The 23,214-nt window shown below is 70.9% G+C and carries 24 protein-coding genes; 12 read left to right on the top strand and 12 right to left on the bottom strand.

Annotated features, from left to right (window positions below; genetic code table 11):
• Positions 1–78: 78 nt before the first annotated feature.
• Positions 79–1,239 carry an ROK family transcriptional regulator gene (locus tag OG453_RS18720; RefSeq protein WP_266869056.1) on the bottom strand — a complete coding sequence of 387 codons (1,161 nt, stop codon included), beginning with the start codon at positions 1,237–1,239 and terminating at the stop codon, positions 79–81.
• A gap of 121 nt (positions 1,240–1,360) precedes the next feature.
• Between OG453_RS18720 and OG453_RS18715 the strand changes: the two genes are divergently transcribed.
• On the top strand, positions 1,361–2,572 hold the full coding sequence (locus OG453_RS18715) for an MFS transporter (protein WP_266869055.1): 1,212 nt from the start codon (positions 1,361–1,363) through the stop codon (positions 2,570–2,572).
• A gap of 137 nt (positions 2,573–2,709) precedes the next feature.
• A complete protein-coding gene (locus OG453_RS18710; protein WP_266869054.1) occupies positions 2,710–4,128 on the top strand; it encodes a uracil-xanthine permease family protein in 1,419 nt (472 codons plus the stop codon).
• On the opposite strand, the gene OG453_RS18705 is transcribed toward OG453_RS18710, so the two are convergent.
• Positions 4,107–5,237 carry a glycoside hydrolase family 6 protein gene (locus tag OG453_RS18705; RefSeq protein ID WP_266869923.1) on the bottom strand — a complete coding sequence of 377 codons (1,131 nt, stop codon included), beginning with the start codon at positions 5,235–5,237 and terminating at the stop codon, positions 4,107–4,109. The two genes, OG453_RS18710 and OG453_RS18705, sit on opposite strands and share 22 nt — an antisense overlap.
• A 219-nt stretch (positions 5,238–5,456) precedes the next feature.
• On the opposite strand from OG453_RS18705, the gene OG453_RS18700 reads away from it, so the two are divergent.
• Both OG453_RS18700 and OG453_RS18695 read left to right on the top strand, forming a co-directional pair.
• Positions 5,457–6,161: a DUF5995 family protein gene (locus tag OG453_RS18700; RefSeq protein WP_266869053.1), complete on the top strand. Its 705-nt coding sequence runs from the start codon at positions 5,457–5,459 to the stop codon at positions 6,159–6,161.
• 84 nt (positions 6,162–6,245) lie between these two features.
• Positions 6,246–7,178, top strand: coding sequence for an LLM class F420-dependent oxidoreductase (locus tag OG453_RS18695; protein ID WP_266869052.1), 933 nt, complete (start codon positions 6,246–6,248; stop codon positions 7,176–7,178).
• A 95-nt stretch (positions 7,179–7,273) separates the two neighbouring features.
• Here the strand turns inward: OG453_RS18695 and OG453_RS18690 are convergent, their stop codons facing one another.
• A complete protein-coding gene (locus tag OG453_RS18690; protein WP_266869050.1) occupies positions 7,274–8,983 on the bottom strand; it encodes an NAD(P)/FAD-dependent oxidoreductase in 1,710 nt (569 codons plus the stop codon).
• 57 nt (positions 8,984–9,040) lie between these two features.
• Positions 9,041–9,838: a carbon-nitrogen hydrolase family protein gene (locus OG453_RS18685; RefSeq protein ID WP_266869049.1), complete on the bottom strand. Its 798-nt coding sequence runs from the start codon at positions 9,836–9,838 to the stop codon at positions 9,041–9,043.
• A 324-nt stretch (positions 9,839–10,162) separates the two neighbouring features.
• Here OG453_RS18685 and OG453_RS18680 point away from each other — a divergent pair, with 324 nt between their 5' ends.
• Positions 10,163–10,786 (top strand): Repetin, encoded by a 624-nt coding sequence (locus OG453_RS18680; protein WP_266869048.1) that lies wholly within the window; start codon positions 10,163–10,165, stop codon positions 10,784–10,786.
• Positions 10,787–10,984: 198 nt separating this feature from the next.
• Positions 10,985–11,524 (top strand): Repetin, encoded by a 540-nt coding sequence (locus OG453_RS18675; RefSeq protein ID WP_266869047.1) that lies wholly within the window; start codon positions 10,985–10,987, stop codon positions 11,522–11,524.
• 77 nt (positions 11,525–11,601) lie between these two features.
• Here OG453_RS18675 and OG453_RS18670 read toward each other — a convergent pair whose 3' ends face one another.
• Both OG453_RS18670 and OG453_RS18665 read right to left on the bottom strand, forming a co-directional pair.
• Complete coding sequence (locus OG453_RS18670; protein ID WP_223773496.1) at positions 11,602–12,057, bottom strand: Lrp/AsnC family transcriptional regulator; 456 nt, start codon at positions 12,055–12,057, stop codon at positions 11,602–11,604.
• A 10-nt stretch (positions 12,058–12,067) separates the two neighbouring features.
• Positions 12,068–13,537, bottom strand: coding sequence for an amino acid permease (locus tag OG453_RS18665; RefSeq protein WP_266869045.1), 1,470 nt, complete (start codon positions 13,535–13,537; stop codon positions 12,068–12,070).
• A 308-nt stretch (positions 13,538–13,845) separates the two neighbouring features.
• Here OG453_RS18665 and OG453_RS18660 point away from each other — a divergent pair, with 308 nt between their 5' ends.
• The 5 genes from OG453_RS18660 to OG453_RS18640 are packed head-to-tail and all read left to right on the top strand — an operon-like array spanning position 13,846 to position 17,402.
• Positions 13,846–14,961, top strand: coding sequence for an LLM class flavin-dependent oxidoreductase (locus OG453_RS18660; RefSeq protein ID WP_266869044.1), 1,116 nt, complete (start codon positions 13,846–13,848; stop codon positions 14,959–14,961).
• Positions 14,958–15,764, top strand: a complete 807-nt coding sequence (locus OG453_RS18655) for an SDR family NAD(P)-dependent oxidoreductase (protein WP_266869043.1) — start codon at positions 14,958–14,960, stop codon at positions 15,762–15,764. Before OG453_RS18660 ends, OG453_RS18655 begins: the two co-directional genes overlap by 4 nt.
• Before the next feature lie 17 nt (positions 15,765–15,781).
• Entirely contained in the window at positions 15,782–16,168 is a 387-nt protein-coding gene (locus OG453_RS18650; protein ID WP_266869042.1) for a hypothetical protein, read from the top strand.
• 17 nt (positions 16,169–16,185) lie between these two features.
• Positions 16,186–16,311, top strand: a complete 126-nt coding sequence (locus OG453_RS18645) for a hypothetical protein (RefSeq protein ID WP_266869968.1) — start codon at positions 16,186–16,188, stop codon at positions 16,309–16,311.
• Positions 16,308–17,402, top strand: coding sequence for a GDSL-type esterase/lipase family protein (locus tag OG453_RS18640; RefSeq protein WP_266869921.1), 1,095 nt, complete (start codon positions 16,308–16,310; stop codon positions 17,400–17,402). The genes OG453_RS18645 and OG453_RS18640 overlap by 4 nt, the downstream gene beginning before the upstream one ends.
• On the opposite strand, the gene OG453_RS18635 is transcribed toward OG453_RS18640, so the two are convergent.
• A complete protein-coding gene (locus OG453_RS18635; protein WP_266869041.1) occupies positions 17,381–17,806 on the bottom strand; it encodes a helix-turn-helix domain-containing protein in 426 nt (141 codons plus the stop codon). The genes OG453_RS18640 and OG453_RS18635 overlap by 22 nt on opposite strands.
• 80 nt (positions 17,807–17,886) lie before the next feature.
• Here OG453_RS18635 and OG453_RS18630 point away from each other — a divergent pair, with 80 nt between their 5' ends.
• On the top strand, positions 17,887–18,699 hold the full coding sequence (locus tag OG453_RS18630) for an NAD(P)H-binding protein (RefSeq protein ID WP_266869040.1): 813 nt from the start codon (positions 17,887–17,889) through the stop codon (positions 18,697–18,699).
• A 79-nt stretch (positions 18,700–18,778) separates the two neighbouring features.
• Here the strand turns inward: OG453_RS18630 and OG453_RS18625 are convergent, their stop codons facing one another.
• The 5 genes from OG453_RS18625 to rpe form a co-directional block, all read right to left on the bottom strand.
• Positions 18,779–20,221 (bottom strand): GuaB1 family IMP dehydrogenase-related protein, encoded by a 1,443-nt coding sequence (locus tag OG453_RS18625; RefSeq protein ID WP_266869039.1) that lies wholly within the window; start codon positions 20,219–20,221, stop codon positions 18,779–18,781.
• 173 nt (positions 20,222–20,394) lie between these two features.
• Positions 20,395–20,778, bottom strand: a complete 384-nt coding sequence (locus tag OG453_RS18620) for a barstar family protein (RefSeq protein WP_266869037.1) — start codon at positions 20,776–20,778, stop codon at positions 20,395–20,397.
• Positions 20,775–21,137: a ribonuclease domain-containing protein gene (locus OG453_RS18615; protein WP_266869036.1), complete on the bottom strand. Its 363-nt coding sequence runs from the start codon at positions 21,135–21,137 to the stop codon at positions 20,775–20,777. Before OG453_RS18615 ends, OG453_RS18620 begins: the two co-directional genes overlap by 4 nt.
• Before the next feature lie 91 nt (positions 21,138–21,228).
• Complete coding sequence (locus OG453_RS18610) at positions 21,229–22,275, bottom strand: sugar-binding transcriptional regulator (protein WP_135329993.1); 1,047 nt, start codon at positions 22,273–22,275, stop codon at positions 21,229–21,231.
• Between the two features lie 158 nt (positions 22,276–22,433).
• Positions 22,434–23,120, bottom strand: a complete 687-nt coding sequence (gene rpe / locus OG453_RS18605) for a ribulose-phosphate 3-epimerase (RefSeq protein WP_266869035.1) — start codon at positions 23,118–23,120, stop codon at positions 22,434–22,436.
• Between the last annotated feature and the right edge of the window lie 94 nt (positions 23,121–23,214).

Raw genomic sequence — 23,214 nt, 5'->3', positions numbered from 1 at the left:
CCGTCCGGCGTTTGAGGACGAACTCGGCGAAGCCGGTGACAGACGGTGCGCCCACCGCCGCCTGCCGCCCCGGAGGGTTCAGCGCCCCGGCCCGAACAACTCCTCCTGCGCCGCCTCCCTCGCGGCAAGCAGCGCCCCCCGCAGCACGGCGGAGCCGCCCAGCGTGCTCGCCCTGACCTCGGTACGCAGGGGGGACATGGCGGTGACGCGCTCCCCGACGCGGACGGCCAGCGCGTCGCCGCCCGCCCGGCCCAGCTCGCCGCCGAGGACGACGCAGCCGGGGTCGAGGATGGCGGCCATCGCGGCGGCGCCGACGGCGATCCGGTCGGCGGCCGCGTCGAGATAGCCGCCGTGGCCGGTCGCGACGGCACGGCCCAGCACGTCGGCGGCGCTCTCCCCCGGTTTCAGGAGCCCGTGCTCGGCGCCGAGTTCGCGCAGCGCGGCGGCGCAGGCCAGCGAGTGGAAGCCGCCGTCGCAGCCGGTGGCGGACGGCAGCGACGCGGTGCCGGGCACGGGCAGGAAGCCGATCTCCCCGGTACCGCCCGAGGCGCCGCGGCGCAGCGCCCCGTCGAGGACGACGGCGGCACCGACGCCCTCGCCGAGCCAGAGCAGGACGAAGGTGTCGCGGTCCCTGGCGGCGCCTTCGCGCTGTTCGGCACGGGCGGCGAGGTTGGTCTCGTTCTCGACGAGGACGCGGGCCGCCAGCCGCTCCTGGAGCGCGCCCGCGAGCCTGCGGTGCCAGGCGGGCAGCGACGTGGTGTCGCGCAGTTCGCCGGATGCGGGGTCGATCAGGCCGGGGGCGCCGATGCCCACGGTGTGCAGCCGCCGGGCACCGCCCTCGTGGGCGGTGCGCTCGACGAGGGCGACGGCGCGCTCCACGGCGGGCTCGGTCCCGGTGTCGCCGCCGATGGGCAGCGACGCCTCGGCGAGCACCGCGCCGAGCAGATCGGTGACCACCACGGAGAGGCCTCCGGTGCGTACGTCGAGGGCCGCGAGGTGGGCCCGGTCGGCGACGATCCCGTACAGCCGGGCGTTGGGGCCCCGGCGCTGCGCGCCCGCCTCCCCCACCACCGTGATCAGTCCCGAGCCCTGCAGGCGCTCGACGAGATCGGCGACCGACGGCCGGGACAGGCCGGTCAGCTGCTTCAACTGGTTGGCCGTCAGCGGTCCTTCGCGCTGCAGGAGCCCCAGGGCGAGCCGGTCGTTGATGGCCCGGGCGGTGCTCGGTGATGCGGGCATGCCGGGGATCCTTCCATAAAGCTGCTATTTATCAGGCAGGGTTCCTGATAGTTTACGTCGCCGTAGCGGGGCGGTACCTGTCGCCGTAGCGGGGCAGCACGCTGGGAGGGGCGGAGCATCGATGAGTGAAGTGGTCTACGACGCACGGCAGTTGAAGCGGGCGCGGTACGCCGTGGCCGCCGTCTTCTGTGTCCACGGCGCCGTCACGGGCTCCTTCGCCACCCGCGTCCCCTGGATCCAGGAACACGCCGACCTCAGCGCGGGCCTCCTCGGCCTGGCCCTGGCTTTCCCCGCGATCGGCGCGTCGGTGGCGATGCCGCTGGCCGGCTGGGTCAGCCACCGCTTCGGCGCCCGCACGGCGCTGCGCGGCCTGCTCGCCCTGTGGACGATGGCGCTGATCCTGCCCTCGCTCGCGCCGAACCTGCTCACGCTCTGCCTGGCCCTGTTCGTGTACGGCGCCACGGCGGGCATGTCGGACGTGGCGATGAACGCGCTCGGCGTCGAGATCGAGACCCGTATGAAGAAGTCGATCATGTCGGGCCTGCACGGCATGTGGAGCGTCGGCGCCCTGATCGGCTCCGCGGCGGGCACGGTCGCGGCCCACCTGGGCGCGGACGCCCGGCTGCACCACGCGCTCGCCGCCGTGGCGCTCACCGCGATCGGCCTCGTCGCCTGCCAGGGCGTGCTCGACCTGCAGGCGGCCCCCGAGGAGGAGGCGCCGCCGCGTTTCTCGCTGCCGCCCAAGTCGGCCCTGCTCATCGGCGCGGTCGGCTTCTGCGCGGTCTTCGCGGAGGGCGCGAGCCTGGACTGGTCGGCGGTCTATCTGCGGGACGTCCTGGACAGCTCGGCCGGTCTTGCCGCGGCCTGCACCACCGGGTTCACGCTCACCATGGCGATCGCGCGGCTCGCGGGCGATGCGGTGGTGGACCGGTTCGGGGCGGTGCGCACGGTGCGGGTCGGCGGCGTGGTCGCGGCGCTCGGCGGGGTGCTCGTGGTGGCTGCGCCCCATCCGGCCATGGCCATGGGCGGGTTCGCCCTGATGGGACTCGGCATCGCGGTCGTGGTGCCGCTCGCCTTCGCCGCGGCCGGGCGCAGCGGCCCGAACCCCAGTCAGGCCATCGCGGGCGTCGCGACCATCACGTACACATCGGGGCTGATCGCCCCGTCGGCGATCGGCACGCTCGCCGACGCGACGAGCCTGGTCGTCTCCTTCGGCCTGGTGACGGTGCTGGCCTGCGGGCTCGCGGTGTTCGCGGGCGTCCTGCGCACGGACGGCCGCGACGCCACGCCGGTCGCCGCGGCGGACGCGGCGGCACCGGGCCCGAAGGCCTGAACCCGCCGTCGCCTGCCGGAACCGGCCGTCGCCTGAAACACCTGCCGAGCATCCGCGGACCTTACGCCCGTTTAACATTGCGCTGACTCATTCAGGTCTTGACAACAGGTCGGGCGCACAGAAGGCGGAACAGAACCATGGATCTCGGCGTGCGCTGGAGACTGCACGGAGACGGGCGCACCCCCGCGCCCGGAGCCGTCGTCCGACCTGACGAGCGGCTCTCCTGGCCGCGGACCTTCGGGCTCGGCGCCCAGCACGTCGTCGCCATGTTCGGTGCGTCGTTCGTGGCGCCCGTCCTGATGGGCCTCGACCCGAACCTGGCGATCATGATGTCGGGCGTCGCGACCGTCATCTTCCTGCTCGCCACGCGCGGCCGGGTGCCCAGCTACCTGGGCTGTTCGCTCTCCTTCGTGGGCGTGGCCGCCGTCATCCGCGCGCAGGGCGGCTCCTCCGCGACCGTGACGGGCGCGGTCTTCGTGGTCGGCGCCGCGCTCTTCCTGGTGGGTCTGGCCGTCCAGAAGTTCGGCGCGCGGATCATCCATGCCGCAATGCCCCCGATCGTCACCGGCGCCGTCGTCATGCTCATCGGCTTCAACCTGGCGCCGGTCACCGCGTCCACGTACTGGCCGCAGGACCAGTGGACGGCCCTCCTGGTGATGCTGTTCACCGGTCTGGCCGTGGTGTGCCTGCGCGGTTTCTGGTCACGCATCGCGATCTTCCTGGGGCTGATCTTCGGGTACGCCCTCTCCTGGGCCCTCGACCTGGTCTTCGGCAAGATCCACTCGACGGACGGCTCCGGCAAGGTCGTCGACCACTGGCGCCTGGACCTCTCCGCCGTCGGCAACGCCGACTGGATCGGCCTGCCGTCCTTCCACGCCCCGAGCTTCGAGTGGTCGGCGATCCTCGTCGCACTGCCCGTCGTGATCGCGCTGGTCGCCGAGAACGCGGGTCACGTCAAGGCCGTCGGCGAGATGACCGGCGACGACCTGGACGACAAGCTCGGCACCGCGATCTCCGCCGACGGCGCCGCGTCCATGCTCTCCACTGCGGTCGGCGGCCCGCCCAACACGACGTACTCCGAGAACATCGGCGTGATGGCCGCGACCCGCGTCTACTCCACCGCGGCGTACTGGGCGGCCGCGTGCTTCGCCCTGCTCTTCGGTCTCTGCCCCAAGTTCGGCGCGGTCGTGGCGGCCATCCCCGGCGGCGTGCTCGGCGGCATCACCGTCATCCTCTACGGCATGATCGGCCTGCTCGGCGCCCAGATCTGGATCAACGCCAAGGTGGATCTGCGCAATCCGCTGAACCTGGTCCCGGCCGCCGCGGGCATCATCATCGGCGTCGGCGGCGTCTCCCTGAAGATCACCGACAACTTCGAGCTGAGCGGCATCGCACTCGGCACGATCGTCGTGATCACCGGCTACCACGTGCTGCGCGCGTTCGCGCCCCCGCACCTCAAGACGCAGGAGCCCCTGCTCGACGAGGGCACATCCTCGTACGACGAGACGGATCCGGAAGCGGGCAGGGACGACGCTCAGCCACGCGCCAAGTCATAGGCGTACCCGGGTGTGAAGGTCCCCGGCGTGCCCTTGCAGCCGTCGGACTCGCCCGGCAGCTTGATCCACAGATAGGCGTCGATACGGGCCTGGCCGGTGCGCAGCGTCGGGCTCGGCCCGAGCTTGCGGCCCGCCGGGTCGCACCACTCGCCGTCGGCCGGGGCGCCGTTGCCGTTGCGGCTGGTGTCGATGACGGCGCCGAGGCCCGAGGGGCCGCCGAGCGCGGCAAGGACCTTGCGGGCGTAGGCGGCCTCGTCGGCGGTGCGGTGGAAGTTCGAGACGTTGGTGAAGATCCCGTCGGACGACGCCGCCGACGCGGCGCCCGCCGCGCGCAGCCGCCCGGCCTGCTTGGTCGCGGCGTTCCAGCCCGAGTGCCCTGCGTCGTAGTAGACCCGGGCCTTGGGGTTGGTGGCCTTGAGGGTGCGGCCCGCGCGGGCCAGCGAGGCGTACCGGTCGGCCCGTTCGCCCGCCGACAGGCACTCGGAGAGCGCGATCGCGTCCGGTTCGAGGATGACGATGACCTCGCCGGAGCCGAGCCCCGCGGCGAACTTCTCGATCCACGCGTCGTACGCGGCGAGATCCGGCGCCCCGCCTTCCGAGGCTCCCCCGCAGTCCCGGTCCGGTATCGCGTACGGAACGACGACGGGCACCCGGCCCCCGGCCCCCGACGTCACGGCCCGCACGCGTGACGTGATGGTCCCCGGCGAGTAGTCGGCGAACCACACGGCGGCCGGCTGGTCGGCGATCTTCGACTCTATGAGCGGCCGCCGCGGGTCGCCGCGGTTGGCCCTGACCCAGTCGAGCACCTGCGAATCGCCGTACCGGTAGAGGGAGTTGGCGGACGGCTTCTCCGCGCGCCGCGTCGACGGCTTCGGTTTCGGTTTCGGCTCAGGCTTCGGCTTCGGCTTCGGCTTCGCGGAGGACTTGGCGGGGGACGGCTTCGCCGAGGACTCGGAAGCGGACGGCGTCGGCACCGCGGGCAGCGGTTCGAGCGTCGGCGACTTCGTCACCTTCGGGCGCGCCCGGTCCTTGCCACCGCCCTCGTCGAGCGCGGACACCATGCCCGTGACGGTGCCGACGGCGGCCACCACCGAGGCCGCCGCCACCATGACCCCATGGCGGGCGGCGCTCCTGCGCTCGGCCCGTCGTCCGGCGCGATGTCGTGCGCGATTGCCTGACACGGTGCTGCTCCTCCCCCTCCCCGTGTCCCCCCGGACACGGTGTACAGCTCCCCTCCCCAGGGGCACACACGGACGCCGTTCCCCCGTTCTGGGGAAGCGCCCGGTGCGGTGACACTCGGGCCAGCCTATGACTGGGACCCTGCCACCATGGCGCAGTTGGAGCGGTTTGCGGAGTTCACAGGCCCGGCACAGGGGGTTGACGGGGTGGTGACGCGGATGCGCGCGCTCGGTGCGGACCTCCCGTCGGGCGACGGGGTCGGCGTCTTCAACGGGGTCTATCTCTCGGTCACCGAAGAGGTCGACCGGCACCTGGACAGCGGCCGGTTCGCCGACTCGGGGACCGCGATCACGCTGGACGTGCTGTTCGCCGAGCGCTATCTGCGGGCCGTCGACGCGGCGGCCGACCAGCACAGGTCGCCGGCGTGCTGGCGGCCCCTGCTGCAGTTCCGCCGCCATCCCGGTGTACGTCCGCTGCAGTTCGCGCTCGCGGGCATCAACGCGCACATCGGGCACGATCTGCCGCTGGCCGTCGTGGACACCTGTCGTACGCTCGGCTGCGAACCGGCGGACGTCGAGGACGAGTTCGATCGCGTGGGCGACATCCTCGTCTCGCTGGAAGAGCGCATCCGCGAGGATCTGATGCCGGGCCCCGATCTCTTCCAGATCGCCGATCCCCTGACCCATCTGGTGGGCTCCTGGAGCCTGGAGCGGGCCAGGGACGGAGCGTGGGCGGCGGCGCGGGCCCTGTGGGCGCTGCGTGGACTCCCGGGCGTGGCCGAGGAGTTGCGTACGCGCCTGGACGGTGCGGCGGGCCTCGTGGGCCGCATGCTGCTCACCCCGCTGCCGGACTGATCCGGCCAGTCCTCCCTCCTGAGGAACTCCCCTGCGATCGCCGTACGTTGACGCGTGGGACCCCTGATGCGAAGGAGCACCACCATGGCCACTCGACTCGGACTGAGCCTCCCGCAGGGCCGGCAGTACAGCATGGGACAGGACGTCCCGGCGGTCGCCCGAGCCGCCGAGGAGATCGGGTACGAGAGTCTGTGGGTCTACGAACGCATCCTGTTCCCCGAGCCCGCCACCCAGGGGCTCTACGGCATAGAGGGCCTGCCCTGGCCCGACACCTACCGCTCGGTGCCCGACCCGCTGATCACCCTGACGCTGGCCGCGGCCGTCACGGAGCGGGCCCGCCTGGGCACCAGCGTCCTGGTCGCCCCGCTGCACGTGCCGTTCCAGCTGGCGCGCTCCCTGGCCAGCCTGGACGCGGCGAGCGGCGGCCGGGTCGTCGCGGGCCTGGGCACGGGCTGGTCGCTCGACGAGTACGCGGCGGCGAGCATGGCCCCCTTCAAGAAGCGCGGCAAGGTCCTCGACGAGCTGATCGACGTCTGCCATGCGGTCTGGGGCCCGGACCCGGTGTCGTACGAGGGCGAGCTGACGACCATCACGTCGGCCGTGGTCGGTCCGAAGCCGGCCCGCCCCATCCCGATCCTGCTGCCCGCCAACAGCCCGCGAGCACTGCGCAGGCTCGTCACACGTGCGGACGGCTGGATGCCGATCGGCATGGGCGCCGACGCGCTCGCCAAACAGTGGCAGCAGGTCCAGGAGGCCGCCGCCGAGCAGGGGCGCAAGGAGCCGATCCAGAGCGTCCTGCGGGTCAACACGCGCTACACGGCGAAGCCGTACGAGGGCGAGAGCCGCGCCCCCTTCCAGGGCAACGTCGCCCAGATCATCGAGGACCTGGCGGCACACGCCGCGGTGGGCGCGGTGGAGGAGATCCTCATCGAACTGCAGGGCAGCGCAAGGGACGGCGAGGAACTGAAGGACTTGGCGGCAGAGGTGTACGAGGCGGCGCGAGCAGCCGGGGTGTAAGGGGGGGCGCGCCCCGAAGGGGCGCGGGGAACTGCGCGACCAGCCACAACGGACCGCCACACTCCCACGCGCCCCAGGCAAAACGGCGCTATCGATCAGTCTTCAGGCAACTCGACGGGCGCAATCTCGTCGTACACATCCCCGGGCCCGGGATTGGTCGAGTCCGTCCCCCCGCCGAAGTGGTTCATAACGCCCCACACAGCGTTCAGCGCAGTCGTCACGGCGCCCTCCGCCCATCCCGCCGTCCAGGAAATGTCATCCCCGGCGAGGAAGATCCCCCGCTTGTCCGCCGGCAGGCGATCCTGCATGAAGTGCGTGAACAGCCGCCGCTGGTAGCGGTAGTGCCCCGGCAGGTTCGCCTTGAAGGCGCCCATGAAGTAGGGCTCGTTCTCCCACGACACCGTCACCGGGTTACCGATGATGTGCTTCCTGATGTCGACCTTCGGGTAGATCTCGCCGAGCGACTTCAGCATGACTTCCATGCGCTCGTTCGCCGACAGCGGCAGCCACTTCAGGCTGTCGTCGCACCAGGTGTAGGAGAGGCAGATGACGGCGGGCTTGTCCGGCCCGTCGTCGAGCAGGTAGGTGCCCCGGGTCATGCGGTCCGTCAGCGTCATCGACATGACGTCACGCCCGGTCGGGTTTCCCCTGTCGTCGACGGCCTTGTCCAGCCAGAAGGGCCGGTCGACCGGGACGAAGAGCTTGGAGGACTCCATGTAGTGGGTCCGCTCCATCGCCGTCCAGTGGTCGATGGGGAAGAGCGAGTCGTCGCACGCGATCTTGGAGAGCAGCATCCAGGACTGGGCGGTGAAGATCGCCGCAGGATACGTGCGGATGTCGCCGGAGGCGTCCGTCACGGTGACCCGGTTGCCCGCGGTGCGGTCGAGCCGCGTCACGGCGGGCTTGGGCTCGCCGCCCTCGTGCAGCGACTTCAGGGACGTACCGAGATCCCAGTGCACGATCTTCTGCGGCTCGCGCTCCCACAGGCGAAGCGGCAGCTGCTGGCTGCCGCCGACGATGCCGCGGTGGTAGTCGTCGGCCTCGGTGTAGACGACCCGCAGGATCTCCAGGATGGAGTTGGGGAAGTCGGTGTCCCAGCCGCCGGTGCCGAAGCCGACCTGGCCGAAGATCTCGCGGTGCCGGAAGGACTTGAAGGCCTCGGAGTCGCAGAGGAAGCCGTAGAAGGTCTGGTTGTCGAGCTTCTCGACGAGCTTGGACCAGATCTCGCGGATCTTGGGCACGTCGCGCTCGCGCAGGGCGCGGTTCATGTCGGAGAAGTCCGCGCCCTCCTCCAGACAGGCGTTCCAGGCGTTCATCACGTCGCGGTAGACCTGCGGCAGGTCGTCGACGGACGTCGCGTAGTGGGACTCGCCCTTGAGGTCGACGACCGTCGAAGGGGTCGACTCCGCGAGGGGGTTGGGGAACGCCTTGGTCTTCAGGCCGACCAGGTCGATGTAGTGCTGCAGCGCCGTCGAGGACGGCGGGAAGCGCATCGCGCCCATCTCGGCGGTGAGCGAGTCGTCGCAGCCCTCGAAGCCGACGGTGCGAAGGCGGCCGCCGATCTGGTCGGCCTCGTAGACGACGGGCTTGAGGCCCATCTTCATCAGCTCGTACGCGGCGATGATGCCGGAGAGGCCGCCGCCGATGACGGCGACCTCGGTGCCGTGCTCGGTCGCCGGTATCTGGCCCAGGCCCGCCGGGTGCGCGAGGAAGTCGTCGTACGCGTAGGGGAAGTCGGGACCGAACATGGTGATCGGCGGCTGCGCGTCGGTGTGCTGGACGGCATTGGGCACCGTGGACGTCATGGGGTACGGACTCCTTGCGGGAACGGCAGAACAGAAGAAGGGGAAGCTCGGGAGGGGTCAGATCAGCGACGCGTACAGACCCGGGCGGCGGTCGCGCAGATAGGGGTTGTTCTCGCGCGACGCGGCCAGGAACTCCGGGTCGGCGTCGCCGAACACCAGCTGCTCGTCCCGTCCGGCGCGGGCGCGGGCGACGCCGTCGGGACCGGCGAGCGTGGAGAGCCCGACGAACTCGAACTCCCCTTCCTTGCCGACCCGGTTGACGTACGCCACGTACATCTGGTTCTCGAAGGCCCGCACCGGCACGACGGAGTCGGCGACGAACTGGAAGGGGTGCATCTGGGCCGTGGGCACCAGCAGCAGGTCCGTGCCGGCCAGGGCGTGCGCGCGGACGTTCTCCGGGAACTCCACGTCGTAGCAGATCATCAGGCCGATCCGCAGACCGCCGAGCTCGGCCTGGACGACGGCCTGCTCACCCGGGGTGAAGTGGTCGCGCTCGAAGCAGCCGAAGAGGTGGGTCTTGCGGTAGTTCGCCAGGCGGGTGCCGTCGGGGCCGATCAGCTGGACGGAATTGAAGACCCGCTCGCCGTCGCGCTCGGGGTAGCCATAGGCGACGGCGACACCATGACGTACGGCGATCTCGGCGATGGCGGCGGCCGAAGGACCGTCGGCGGGCTCGGCCAGGCGCGGGATGTCGTCGCCGATCGCGTAGCCGGTCAGAAAGAGCTCGGGCGCCACGAGCAGCCCCGCCCCCGCGGCGGCGGCGCGGCCCGCCGCGTCGTCGAGCCCCTTCAGGTTCTCGGCGACGGATCCGAGCTGCCCTGAGCTCTGGAGCAGGGCGGTGCGCAGCGCAGGCATGGCGGATCCTCATGGCGTACGAAGGGGACGGTGGGGTCCGTTAGACGGTACGGTCGGCGGCCTTGCCCGGACAAGGCGCGAGCGTTGCGGGCTGCCGCGCGATCTGTTGCGCATGGCGGGCCAGGGGCGGCGATTCGTTGCGCGGCGCCGTGCGCCCCGGGTATCGGGGGTGTCCTCCTCCGGGTGCAGGGGTCCGCGACGGGCCCCCGCCGCGCGGCGGAAGCGGAGTCCCGCCCGTGGCCGGACGTGCCGGACCCCCCTTCCGCGAGAGCGTGATCTCACCCGGAAACGCCGGGTGAACGGCCTCGCAGACGGAGGACTTCCATGAGCCGCACGACCGCGCCAAGCACCCGCAATTACCCCCGCGTCATCGCCGTGGGCGCCGCGCTCCTCATGACGGCGGGCGCGGCGGGTGTGGCCGTCGCTTCCGGCGACGACTCGGCGCGCTCCGCGTCACATGCCGAGGCGCAGGCCGAGCCCCAGGCCAAGCCCCGTGAGGCCGCCGCGCTCACCGGCTCGGCGAAGATGTACCGCAAGACCACCGAGGACGTGACGTTCACCTTTGACGCGCATCTGGCGGCGAAGGACAACCGCGACCCGTCGAAGGCCACCGGCACCTTCCGCTTCGTCCACCTGGAGAAGCCGGGCGGCAAGGGCGGCTGGGCGAAGGGCCGCATCGACTGCCTGATGACGGGCGGCAAGGTGGCCACGGCGACCGGCATCATCACCGACTCCAACCTCAAGGACATCAAGGGCGGCCGCGTCGGCTTCACCGTCCACGACCAGGGCAAGAAGGACCGCGTCGGCTACAGCTGGGCGGCCGTGGGACGCCCCGACGGCACCAAGAAGCTGACCAAGTGCACCAGCTCCGCGCCGCACGAGAAGGTCAGGCAGGGCACCGGCGACTTCCAGGTCGTGCCGTGGAAGGTGCCGTACCCGACGAACTGACCGGCGCGACCACGGACGAGGAGCCGCCCGGACGGGGGTCTGGCGGCTCCTCCCCGGGGAGGGCCCGACAAGCCGGCGTCCCCGCCGCGCGGCGGAGGCGATCACCGCCTCGCGTGCGATGCGCGGGGCGCCGGTGCACGAGAGCGTTGATCCCGCCCGGAGCGACCGGGCGAAGCCACCGCAGACGGAGGACCCCTCATGACCTTGACCCGTACCCGTGTCGCCGCAGCCTTGGGAGTCCTGGTCGTGCTCGCCACCGGCGTTGCGGTACCGGCCGTCGCGTCGGACGCGCAGCACCGAGAGGCGGCCGCACTGACCGGCACCGCGATGATCGACCGCCCGAAGGGCGACGAGATCACGTTCACCTTCGACGCCCGTCTGGACGCGAAGGACAAGAACGATCCGGGCAAGGCCCACGGCACGATCAAGTTCAGCCACTACATGGAGAACCCCAAGTGGGGCGGCTCGGCCGAGGCACGGGTGGACTGCCTGCTGACCGGCGGAAAGGTCGCCACGGTTTCGGCGGTGGTCACCAAGGCGGACGGCGTCTTGAAGGAGTCCGTCGGCAAGCGGGTCGGCCTGACGGTCCACGACAAGGGCAAGCAGGACGGCTTCGGCTACAGCTGGGCGATGGTCGGCATCCCGAACGACCTGCCGGACGACATGCCCAAGTGCGTGAGCGCGGCCCCGTTCGAGAAGACGAGGCCGGGAAGCGGCAGTTTCAAGGTGCTTCCGTAGGAAGCAAACGCAGGGGGCGCCCCGTCAGGGGCGCGGGGAACTGCGCGAGCAACCCAAGACAACCCGCAGTCGGCGAACTACGCAGGCGACCCGGACGAAAACCGCCGCATCAACGGCGAAAGCACCAGCACAGACCGGGTCCGCTCCACAAACGGCTCCCCCGCAATGCGCTCCAGCACCCGCTCAAAATGCCGCATATCCGCAGCAAAAACCTGAACGATCGCGTCCGCGTCCCCGGTAACGGTGGACGCGGACGCAATCTCCGGATACCGCTCAAGCCCCCGCTTGATCGCCTCCGGCGAGGTATTGCGGCGACAGTAGATCTCGATGAACCCCTCGGTCTCCCACCCCAGGGCCGCGGGGTCCACCCGCACGGTGAACCCCGTGATGGCCCCGGTCGCCCGCAGCCGGTCCACGCGCCGCTTCACGGCAGGCGCGGAGAGTCCGACCAGCTGGCCGATGTCGGCGTAGGAACGGCGGGCGTCCTCGGCGAGGGCGTGCACAATGCGTTCGTCGAGATCGTTCAGTCGCACTGGGGGTGGATCACTTCTCTGCTGTGGCCAATCGGGAGCGGCTCATGCCGTACAGGAAGTAGAACACGAGGCCGACGGCCATCCAGACACCGAAGACCGTCCAGGTGATGGAGTCGAGGCTGAACATGTTGTACGCGCAGAAGCCGAAGCCGAGGACCGGGAAGAGCCAGCCCAGCGGCACGCGGAAGGTGCGCGGCATGTCCGGGCGGGTCCGGCGCAGCACGATCACGGCGATGTTGACCAGGCCGAAGGCGAAGAGCGTACCGATGCTGGTGGCGTCGACGAGCTTGCCGAGCGGGATCACCGAGGCGAGGGCGGCGCAGAACAGCGACACGATGACGGTGTTCACGCGGGGCGTGCCCGTCTTCTTGCTGACCTTGCCGAACACCTTGGGGACCAGGCCGTCGCGGGACATGGCGAACAGGACGCGGGTCTGGCCGTAGAGGACGGTCAGGACGACGGACGCGATGGAGATGACCGCGCCGGCGGCGAGGATCGTGCCCCACATGCTCTGCCCGGTGACGTCGTTCATGATCGCGGCGAGCGTGGCCTCGGAACCCTCGAAGTCCTTCCAGTTCCAGGCGCCGACGGCGACGGCGGCGACCAGGACGTAGAGCGCGGTGACGATGATCAGCGAGAGCATGATCGCGCGGGGCAGGTCACGCTGCGGGTTCTTCGCCTCCTCACCGGCGGTGGATGCGGCGTCGAAGCCGATGTACGAGAAGAAGAGGCTCGCGGCGGCGGCGCTGACCCCGGCCGTGCCGAGCGGCATGAAGTCGGAGTAGTTACCGGACTTGAAGCCCATGAAGCCGATGGTGCAGAAGAGCACGAGCGCGGCGATCTTCACGATGACCATGATCGTGTTGGCCAGCGCCGACTCCTTGGCGCCGCCCAGCAGGAACACCATGGCGAGCAGCACGACGATCAGGCCGGGCAGGTTGATGATCGCGCCGTCGACCTCGCCGGGCGCCGCGGAGAGCGCGTCGGGGATGGTGACACCGATGGTGCCGTCGAGCAGCTCGTTGAGGTACTCGCCCCAGCCGACGGCCACGGCCGCCACGGACACGCCGTACTCCAGGACCAGGCACCAGCCGCAGACCCAGGCGATGAGTTCGCCCATCGTTGCGTACGCGTACGAGTAGGAGGAGCCGGCGACCGGTATGGAGCCGGCCAGCTCGGCGTACGAGAGGGCCGAGAAGAGGGCGGTGAGGCCGGCGATCACGAAGGAGATGGTGATGGCGGGTCCGGCCTTGGGGACGCTCTCGCCGAGGACGACGAAGATGCCGGTGCCGAGCGTGGCACCGATGCTGATCATGGTCAGCTGCCACATGCCGAGGGAGCGCCGCAGCGAGCCGCCATCACCCTGGCCGCCCTCCGCGACCAGGGCTTCCACCGGCTTGCGCCGCATGAGACGGCTGCCAAGCCCGGCGGCTCCCGGGGGGCTTGGGCGGTTCTGCGGGGGTGCGCCTTGGTCGAGCACGCATGGCTCCTTCATCGCTGCCGGTCAGGGCGGCGGGACCGGCGGCAGCACCCCACGTATGGATGGGGACCGCCGAGCAGGCGGTCCCCGCCACACCACGTACAGCGGATGACTCTATGAGTCAGGCTTCACTCACGTAATGCAGCAACCTTGCGCAGCAGCGGATGATCGTTGCGTACTTCCGATTCCTGCGGGTCTTCGTTGCGCGGTCCGTTTCGTCCGTTGCGTTCCGGGGCTCAGGGGAAGTGGTTGACACTTCGTCAGATCTCCCCCATCGTGCACCCCGGTCGAGAGGGAGGCAGCAGGCCATGGACCTCGATGTGCTGTACGAGATCGACGTACCGAAGCCCTGGAACGGACCCCATCCGCACGGCCAGCGCACCGCCGAACAGCGCGCCTACCGCGAGGCCGTGGAGCAGATCCGGCTCGCGGACCGGGTGGGCTTCCGCACGGTGTGGGCCGTCGAGCACCACTTCCGCGAGGGCCGCTCGCACTGCCCCGCGCCGGAGGTCCTGCTCGGCCACCTCGCGGCACTGACCGAACGCATCCGCCTCGGTTTCGGCGTGACGCTCACCCCCTTCGGCTTCACTCCGCCGCAGCGGATCGCGGAGAAGGTCGCGGCGGTGGACGTGCTCTCGGACGGCCGTGTGGAGTGGGGCACCGGCCGCTCAACTCCCATGGAGCAGACGGCTTTCGGCGTCGACAGGGAGCAGTCGCGCTCCGACTGGCGCGAGGCGATCGAGATCGTGACGGGCATGTGGCGCGAGGAGTACTTCGCGTACGAGTCGGAGCGCTTCACCTTCCCCCGCCGGATGGTGACCCCGAAGCCGGTCCAGGACCCGCACCCACCGTGCTGGATGGCGGCCACGTCCCCCGGCTCGGCGGAGGTGGCGGGCGCCGCGGGCCTCGGCCTTCTCTCCTTCTCGATCATGCAGCCGCTCGAAGCAATGGCCCGGCAGGTGAGGGCCTACCGCGAGGCGGCGCGCACGCCGGCACCGATCACGGACGTCACGACGAACCGCGTCAGCGCGTACACCCTCGTGCACGCGACGGACCGTCCCTCGCAGCGGGTCTGGGACTCGGTCGCCTGGTGGTACCGCAATCTCGCCCAGTTCACGCTCGACTGGGAACTGCCGCACTTGAACACGGAGGAGCGCGAGCGGACCTTCCCGCTCCTCACCCCGATCATCGAAGGCAGCGTCCCCGTCCAGGAGTTCAACGACGGCGACATGATCCTCATCGGCGACGCGGAAACCATCGTCCGCAAGGCCAAGCACTACGCCGACCTCGGCATCGACCAGCTCATCTGTTACGTCCAGTGGGGCTATCTGGAGCATCAGGAGATCCTGCGCACGATCGAGATCCTGGGCAAGGAAGTCATCCCGGAACTGGCGTCGTACCGACCCCGCAAGGCGGCCCGATGACGGCGCCCGACACCTCCCCCGTCCCCGACTACGCCTCCCTGCACCGCCTGGACGGCCGCGTCTTCGTCCTGCTCGGCGCGGGCAACGGCATCGGCCGCCAGACCGCGCACGCCCTCACGGCGGCGGGGGCACGGCTGCTCTGCGTGGACGTCGACAAGGACCGAGCGGAGGCGGTCGCCGCCGAGACGGACTCCGCCGCGTACGTCGCGGACGTGACGCACCGCGAGGAGGTGAGGGACCTTTTCGCGTACGCCCAAAGGGAGTTGGGCCCGGTCGGCGGCGTCATCGACATCGTCGGCATGGCCCGCTACACACCCCTGGCGGAGCTGGACGACGAGTCCTGGGACTGGCACTTCTCGATGGTCCTGCGGCACGCCTGGCTGGCCGTCCAGTACGGCGGCGAGGCGCTCGCCGAAGCGGGCGGCGGCCCGCTGGTCTTCGTGGCATCGGTGTCGGGCCTCACGGGGGCGCCCCTGCACGCGGCGTACGGCGCGGCCAAGGCGGGCCTTGTCTCGCTGGTCCGCTCGGCGGCGGTGGAGTACGGCCCGTGCGGGGTGCGGGTCAACGCGGTGGCGCCCGGCGTCGTGTGGACCCCACGGGTGGCGGCCCTGATCGGCGAAGAGGGCCGCGAGCACAACGCCCGCAACGCGCCGCTGAACCGCGTCGCCGAAACCTCGGACATCGCGTCCGCCCTGCTCTTCTTCGCCTCGCCGCTCTCGTCGTACGTCACCGGGCAGACGCTCGTCGTGGACGGCGGGGTCGGCGTGAAGTTCCCCTACCCGACGATCGGGGGCGCGCGGTGAGGGAGTTCGTGCGGGGCATGGCGTGGTGGGCACGTGATGGCCGCCCGGTGCGCACCGATCCCGCCGACACCTGGGAGCGGGCGGGCCTCCCGGACGGGGTGCGGCTTGAGTTCAGCGCGGGCGGTGCACGGGTGAGGGAGTTCACACGGGACGCGGCATGGTGGTCACCGGACGGCCGCGTGCGGCGCGCCGACCCGACGGACCGGGACCGGCTGCCGGGCGGGCCTTGCGGCCGGGGTGCCCATCGGCAGTGCGCAGTGAGGGAGTTCACGCGAGGCGCCGCATGGTGGTCACCGCACGGCTGTGCACTGCGCGCCGACCCCGCCGACCGGGAACGACTGCCCGGCGACACCGGGGAGCGGGCGGGCCTTCCGGCCGAGGTACCCACCGGCGGTGCGCAGTGAGGGAGTTCACGCGAGGCGTGGCATGGCGGGCACCGGACGGCCGCGTGCAGCCCGCCGACCCGACCGACCGCGACCGACTGCCCGGCGACACCCAGGAACGGGCGAACCTCCCCGCCGCAGTACCCACCGGCGGTGCGCCATAAGGGAGTTCACACGGGGCGCCGCATGGTGGTCACCGGACGGCCGTCCGCTGCGCGCCGACCCCGCCGACCGGGAACGGCTGCCCGGCGACACCTGGGAGCGGGCCGGCCTGCCGGCCGGAGTGCGGCTTGAGTTCAGTGCGCGCGGGGTGCGGGCGGTGGAGGTGGCGTACGCCGCCTCGCCTCCCTCGGATACGGACTCGTACCGCAACGCGCCGCCCGTCTTCACGCTGCTCGCGGACTCCGGCGAGGAGGCGGGCATCCCCGTCCCCGCGCGATGGGGCAGCGGCAGCACGGAAGCCGTCGGCATACCTTCACAGCAGGACGCACCCGCGCAAGCCCCAGGCACGCCCACGCCGCCGGGCGTCAGCGCACAGACCGCCTTCGACACCCCCGCGGCACCGGGCTCGCACGTGGCGCGGATTGAACTCCCTTACCCGGATGGGGACTTCACCCTCCATCTGCCGGAGACGCTGCGCCCCACCCTCACCAACCTGCGCCCCGTCGGCGGTGGCACGATCGAGCCCGCCGCACGGCGACCGCGCTGGCTCGTCTACGGCGACTCCATCGCGGAGGGCTGGTCGGCGTCGCGCCCCCATCTGGCATGGCCCGCGCTCGCCGGACGGGCGCTCGGCCTGGACACGGTGAACCTCGGGTACGCGGGAGCGGCGCGCGGCGAAATCGCGAGCGCGCAGCAACTCGCCTCCCTGCAGGCCGACTTCATCACCGTCGCGTTCGGCACGAACTGCTGGGCCCGTACGCCGCATTCGGCGGCGCTGCTCCACGAGACGACACGGGCGTTCCTGACCCTGGTGCGCCAGGGGCACCCGGGGGTTCCCCTCCTCGTCCTCTCCCCCGTGCTGCGCCCGGACGCCGAGTCGGTGCCGAACGCCCTGGGCGCCACGCTCGGCGAGCTGCGCTCCGCGGTGGAACGGGCGGCCGGGGACGCGGGGGCCGCACTGCTCCCCGGCGGCGGTCTCCTGGAATCCCGGCATCTGGTGGACGGCGTACATCCGGGGGACGCGGGCCACGGCCTGCTCGCGGACGCGGTGGCGGCGGCCCTGCGCCGCGGTCAGCCCTGGACCGCGTCGTAGGACTCGCGGGCGGCGGCGATCGCCGGACGGTGGTCGATGGACCAGTCGGCGAGTGCCTTGACGAGGTGGGTGAGGCTGTGGCCCATCTCGGTCAGCTCATACTCGACCTGCGGCGGAATCGTCGGGTAGACCGTGCGCTTGACCAGCCCGTCGCGCTCCAGACGGCGCACGGTCAGGGTGAGCATCCGCTGCGAGATGCCGCCGTGGATCCGGCGCTGCAGCTCCTTGAACCGCAGGACGCCCGAGGCGAGTTCGACCACCACGTACACGGACCACTTGTCGCCGAGCCGGTCCAGGACATCCCGCACCCCGCACTCGTCCTGCGGGGTCTCACAGCTGATCACCGGCTCGACGACCGCCTCACGAGCCGGCGGGGTGGTTACCGCGGTGTGCCCTGCTGACATGAAAGTGCCTCCTTATGCGGCAGCGCGCCGCCGATCACCATGGTCACAGGCACAACCACTCACCACGGGGGAACCTTCCCATGCTCATGATCACCGGCGCCACGGGCGCCCTCGGCAAGCTCGTCACCACCCGCCTCGCGGGCCGCGACGACGTCGTCATCGGCAGCCGCCACCCCGCTCCCGGCGGCCGCCGCGTCGACTTCGACGATGCGGCGTCCCTGGACTTCGGCGGAGTGGACACGCTCCTGGTCATCTCCGCCGGGGCCGCCGAGGACGACGTGGTCGTCGCCCGCCACGAGGCCGCGATCTCGGCCGCGGAGAAGGCGGGCGTCCGGCACCTCGTCTACACCAGCCTCAGCGGCGACGGCGACCATCTGACGTACGCGCTCGCGCACCGCTGGACCGAACGCAGACTGCGCCGCTCCTCGCTCGACTGGACGGTGCTGCGCAACGGCCTGTACGCGGAGTTCCTTGCCGCCATCGCGGCACCGGGCCCCGACGGCACCATCGCCGCGCCCCTGGGCGATGGCCGACTCGCAGCCGTGGCCCGCGACGACCTGGCCGAGGCCGCGGTACGGGTGGCGACGGATCCGTCCCCGCACGCGGGCCGCACCTACGAACTCGTCGGCGAACAGCCCCTGGGCGGCGAGGAGTTGGCCGCGGCACTCAACGGCTCGTACGAACCCGGCACCCTCACCGCGACCCGCGAGGCGATCACCGCGGCCGGCCAGGCACTGCCCTTCCAGGTACCGATGCTCCTGAGCACGTACTCGGCGATAGCAGGGGGTTTCCTGGACGGCACGGGGGTCGAGGACCGCGGGGCACTGCGATCCCTGCTGGGCAGGGCACCCCGCCCGCCGATAGAGGCGTACAGGACCGCACTCCGGGGCTAGCGCCCCAAAGGGGCGCGGGGAACTGCGCGACAAGCCACGACGCAACCGCAGTCGAATCGCACAGCTCCCCGCGGAGCGCCTAGCTCCAGCTGGCGTGCAGAGGCTTGCCCTCCGCGTAACCCGCAGCGCTCTGCACACCCACGGTCGCCCGCTCCGCAAACTCCTCGAGCGAGCCGGCGCCGGCGTACGTGCAAGAGGAACGAACACCGGCGATGATCGAGTCGATCAGATCCTCGACACCGGGACGCTCCGGGTCGAGGAACATCCGGGAGGTCGAGATGCCCTCCTCGAAGAGCGCCTTGCGGGCACGGTCGTACGCCGACTCCTCGCTGGTGCGGTTCTTCACCGCACGCGCCGAGGCCATGCCGAACGACTCCTTGTAGAGGCGGCCGTTGGCATCCTGCTGCAGGTCGCCCGGGGACTCGTACGTACCCGCGAACCACGAACCGATCATGACGTTCGCCGCACCGGCGGCCAGCGCCATCGCGACGTCACGCGGGTGCCGGACACCGCCGTCGGCCCACACGTGCTTGCCGAACTTCTTGGCCTCGGCGGCGCATTCGAGCACCGCGGAGAACTGCGGCCGGCCGACGCCGGTCATCATGCGCGTGGTGCACATGGCGCCGGGACCGACACCCACCTTGATGATGTCGGCACCGGCCTCGATGAGATCCCGGACGCCCTCGGCGGCGACGATGTTGCCCGCGACGATCGGCACCTGCGGGTCGAGTCCGCGCACGGCCTTGACCGCGGCGATCATCGATTCCTGGTGGCCGTGCGCGGTGTCGACGACGATCGTGTCGGCGCCCGCGTCGAGGAGCTGCTTGGCCTTGGCCGCGACGTCGCCGTTGATGCCGACGGCGGCGGCGATGCGCAGCTTGCCGTCGGCGTCGAGGGCGGGCGAGTAGAGGGTCGCGCGCAGGGCGCCGGTGCGGGTCAGGATGCCGGCCAGGCGGCCGTCCTTGTCCACGGCGGGCGCGTAGCGGCGGTTCGCGTGGTCCAGCTTGTTGAAGGCGTCGCGCGGGTCGATGTCCGCGTCGAGCAGCACGAGGTCCCTGGACATGACCTCGGAGAGCTGGGTGAAGCGGTCCACGCCGTTCAGGTCCGTGTCGGTGACGACGCCGACCGGCTTCTGGTCCTCGTCCACGACGACACCGGCGTTGTGCGCGCGCTTGGGCAGCAGTGCCAGCGCGTCCGCGACGGTCTGGTGGGGGGCCAGCACGATCGGGGTGTCCAGGACGTGGTGGCGCGTCTTGACCCAGGCGATGACGTCGGTGACGACCTCGATCGGAATGTCCTGCGGGATCACGACGAGACCACCGCGGCGGGCGACGGTCTCGGCCATGCGGCGGCCGGCGATCGCGGTCATGTTGGCGACGACCAGCGGGATCGTGGTGCCGGTGCCGTCCGGCGACGAAAGGTCTACGCCCTGACGCGAGCCGACGGCGGAGCGCCTCGGCACCATGAAGACGTCGTCGTACGTCAGGTCGTACGCAGGCTGGATGTCATTGAGGAAGCGCACGTGCTGCTCATCCCAGTCGATCAGAGGTGGCCCCCGGACAGTTAGCCGGGGGAAAAGCACGTACTTCAGTGTCCCATGCCGCGGGGGTCGAACCGCCTGGGATGATCACCCAGGCAGGTCACGGGGCCCCTGGTCGGATCGTCCAAGCGGCCCCCACAAGCGGAACACTCGGCTCACGCCCCGCCACGCTCCGTGGCGGCCGCGGGCCCGAACGCGAGAATGATCTCCAGGCCGGTGCTCCGCTCACGCGCGTACGCCACCGCGTCGGTGAACACCTCCTGGGCGACGATCCACTCCTGGGGCGCGGCCTCCGCGTACGCCTGCCAGCCGGAGACGACCAGCAGGAGGCCGGGCGTGGACGGCACCCGGGGCAGGTCGCTGAGGCAGTCGGCGAGCGCGTCCCAGTTGTGGCCGAACCAGTCGGGCAGATCGAGCGCGCGGGCGCAGCGGTCCATGAAGCCGCGCTTGTCGCTCACACCGCTCAGATCGAGCGAGACGGTGCTCAGACCGGCACCGCGCGCGGCGTCGAGCAGGGGCACGAGGGGTTCGGACGTCATCTCAGTACCGCCTTGAAGGACGCGTAGTGGTCGTCGGTGTAGTAGACCTCGTCGCCGCTTCCGGTGACGATCCGCCGTGCGCCGCGGTCGCGTTCGCCGGGGGTGGGCACGGTGTACTCGTGGTAGTAGCCGCGCCGCTGCTTCGGCAACTCGCCCTCGAAGTTGCCGAAAACAGCCCCGTCCTTGGCATACGGAAACGGCCCACCGTCATCGATGAGCCGCAAGGTCCGCCGGGCTTCAGGGGGCAGGCGATCGACATGGACGGTGTCCATGCCGCTGCCCGATGAGCATCCGCTGACGAGAACGACGAGACCGACAAGCAGCGCCGCCAGAACGCGGGGAACAAACCGGGACGCCATGGGCAGATGCTGTCATAGCCGTCCCTGCACTGCAGCGCCCCGTAAGGGGCGCGGGGAACTGCGCGACAAGCCCCCACGCCCCGCAGTGAAATCAACTACCGTCCGGATCCGCCCGATCCAACGCGGGATGCGGCGTCGGCCCCATGACCAACAACTGATCGGCGGCAGCGGTATCCGTGACCAAGCTGGTCACGAGGCCCGAACGCAGCACCGCGTCAATGGCAGCAGCCTTCCGCTGCCCCCCGGCAATCGCCACAACCTCAGGAATCCGCCGAAGCCGGTCGGCTTCGACAGTGATGCACCGCTCCCCCAGGTCCCGCCCCACCCGACGCCCCTCGGCGTCGAAAAGGTGCGCGGACATCTCCGCGGCCACACCCAGCGAGGCGTAATGGGCACGCTCCTCGTCGGACAGCATGTCGTGCACCGTCGAGATACCGGGCTCCCAGGAGCCGATGGAGACGGCGGCGACGGTGACCTTGTCGAAGTACTCAAAGGCCCGCGCGATCCCCGTCTGGTTCCGCAGCGCGGCGGCCGTGGCCGGGTCGGGAAGCAGCATCGGCGCATAGATCGGGTGGGCCTCGCCGCCGGAGACCTGCGCGGCCCGCCGCACGGCCTCGACCGAACCGCGCTCGGCGGTCCCGGCGTCGTACACACCCGTCAACTGCACGACCGTGCACGGCGGCAGCTGATCGAGCGCGGCCGCCATGTGGATGGTCGAGCGGCCCCACGCGAGGCCGAGCACATCGCCCTCGGTGACCAGCTCGCCGAGCAGATCGGCCGCGACCTCGCCGAGGTTCTCGGGGTCGGGGGAATCGTCGATCTCCTCGGTGGGAGCCGGCGACTCCACGACGACCGCGTGCCGCAGGCCGTAGCGGGCGCGCAGCGCGTCCGAGCGCTCGGCGTCCAGCTCCGCGGGCACACGGATCTCGATCCGTACGAGATCACGCTCGAGCGCGGTCTCCAGGACCCGGGCCACCTTGAAGCGGCTGACGCCGAACTCCTCCGCGATCTGGATCTTGGACTTGCCCTCGAGATAGAAGCGGCGGGCCATGGCCGCCGCCTGCACCAGCTCCGCGGGTCCCATCCGCATGGCTGACCGGCCGCCCGTCGACACGACGATCTCCTCACTGTCATTCACTCAATTGTCGTTCACACATTCACACGCATTTCTGCGGCTTCACGCGTGTTGCTGCGGTTTCGAGCGCGTTGCCGCAGCGCAACCTGGGTTCGCCGTTCATCCTTGCAGATCCGGCGTGCTTGATCAGCCCTGAAGGACTGCGTTCACGTTCCCGTGGCTCAGTGGCCGCATGCCCATGCGGCCGCCGCGGTCGAGTCGGCCGCTTGGCTGCGCAATGCACGTACCGCCGCTGCCGGGTCCTTCGCGCCGTAGACGGCGGAACCGGCGACGAAGACGTCGGCTCCCGCGTCGGCGCAGCGCTCGATGGTCGCCGCCGAGACGCCGCCGTCCACCTGGAGCCAGAGTTCGAGGCCGTGCTTGCTGATCAACTCGCGGGTCCGGCGAATCTTCGGCAGCATGATGTCGAGGAACGCCTGACCGCCGAATCCGGGCTCGACCGTCATGATGAGCAGCATGTCGAGCTCGGGGAGCAAGTCCTCGTACGGCTCGATGGGCGTCGCGGGCTTCAGCGCCATGGAGGCGCGGGCCCCCTTGGCGCGGATCTCACGGGCCAGGCGGACGGGCGCGGCAGCCGCCTCCGCGTGAAAGGTGACGGATCCGGCGCCCGCTTCGACGTACTGGGGAGCCCAGCGATCGGGGTCCTCGATCATCAGATGGCAGTCCAGCGGCGTATCCGTCGCACGGGCCAAGGACTCTACGACCGGCACCCCAAGGGTGAGGTTAGGGACGAAGTGGTTGTCCATGACGTCGACATGGAGCCAGTCGGCACCTTCGACCGCCTTTGCCTCCTCGGCAAGACGGGCGAAATCCGCGGACAGGATGCTGGGGTTGATCTGCACGGCCATGCCCCAAGCCTGCCATGCCCGGCGCCCGTTGCTCACCGCCGTCCGTAGCGTGAGCGGAGAGGCCCTCTTGACCATGGACCGCGTGCCATGCTGT

Source organism: Streptomyces sp. NBC_01381 (assembly GCF_026340305.1).
Taxonomy (GTDB): Bacteria; Actinomycetota; Actinomycetes; order Streptomycetales; family Streptomycetaceae; genus Streptomyces.
The sequence above is the reverse complement of the archived record's forward strand: the minus strand, read 5'-3'. Positions and strand labels throughout refer to the sequence as shown.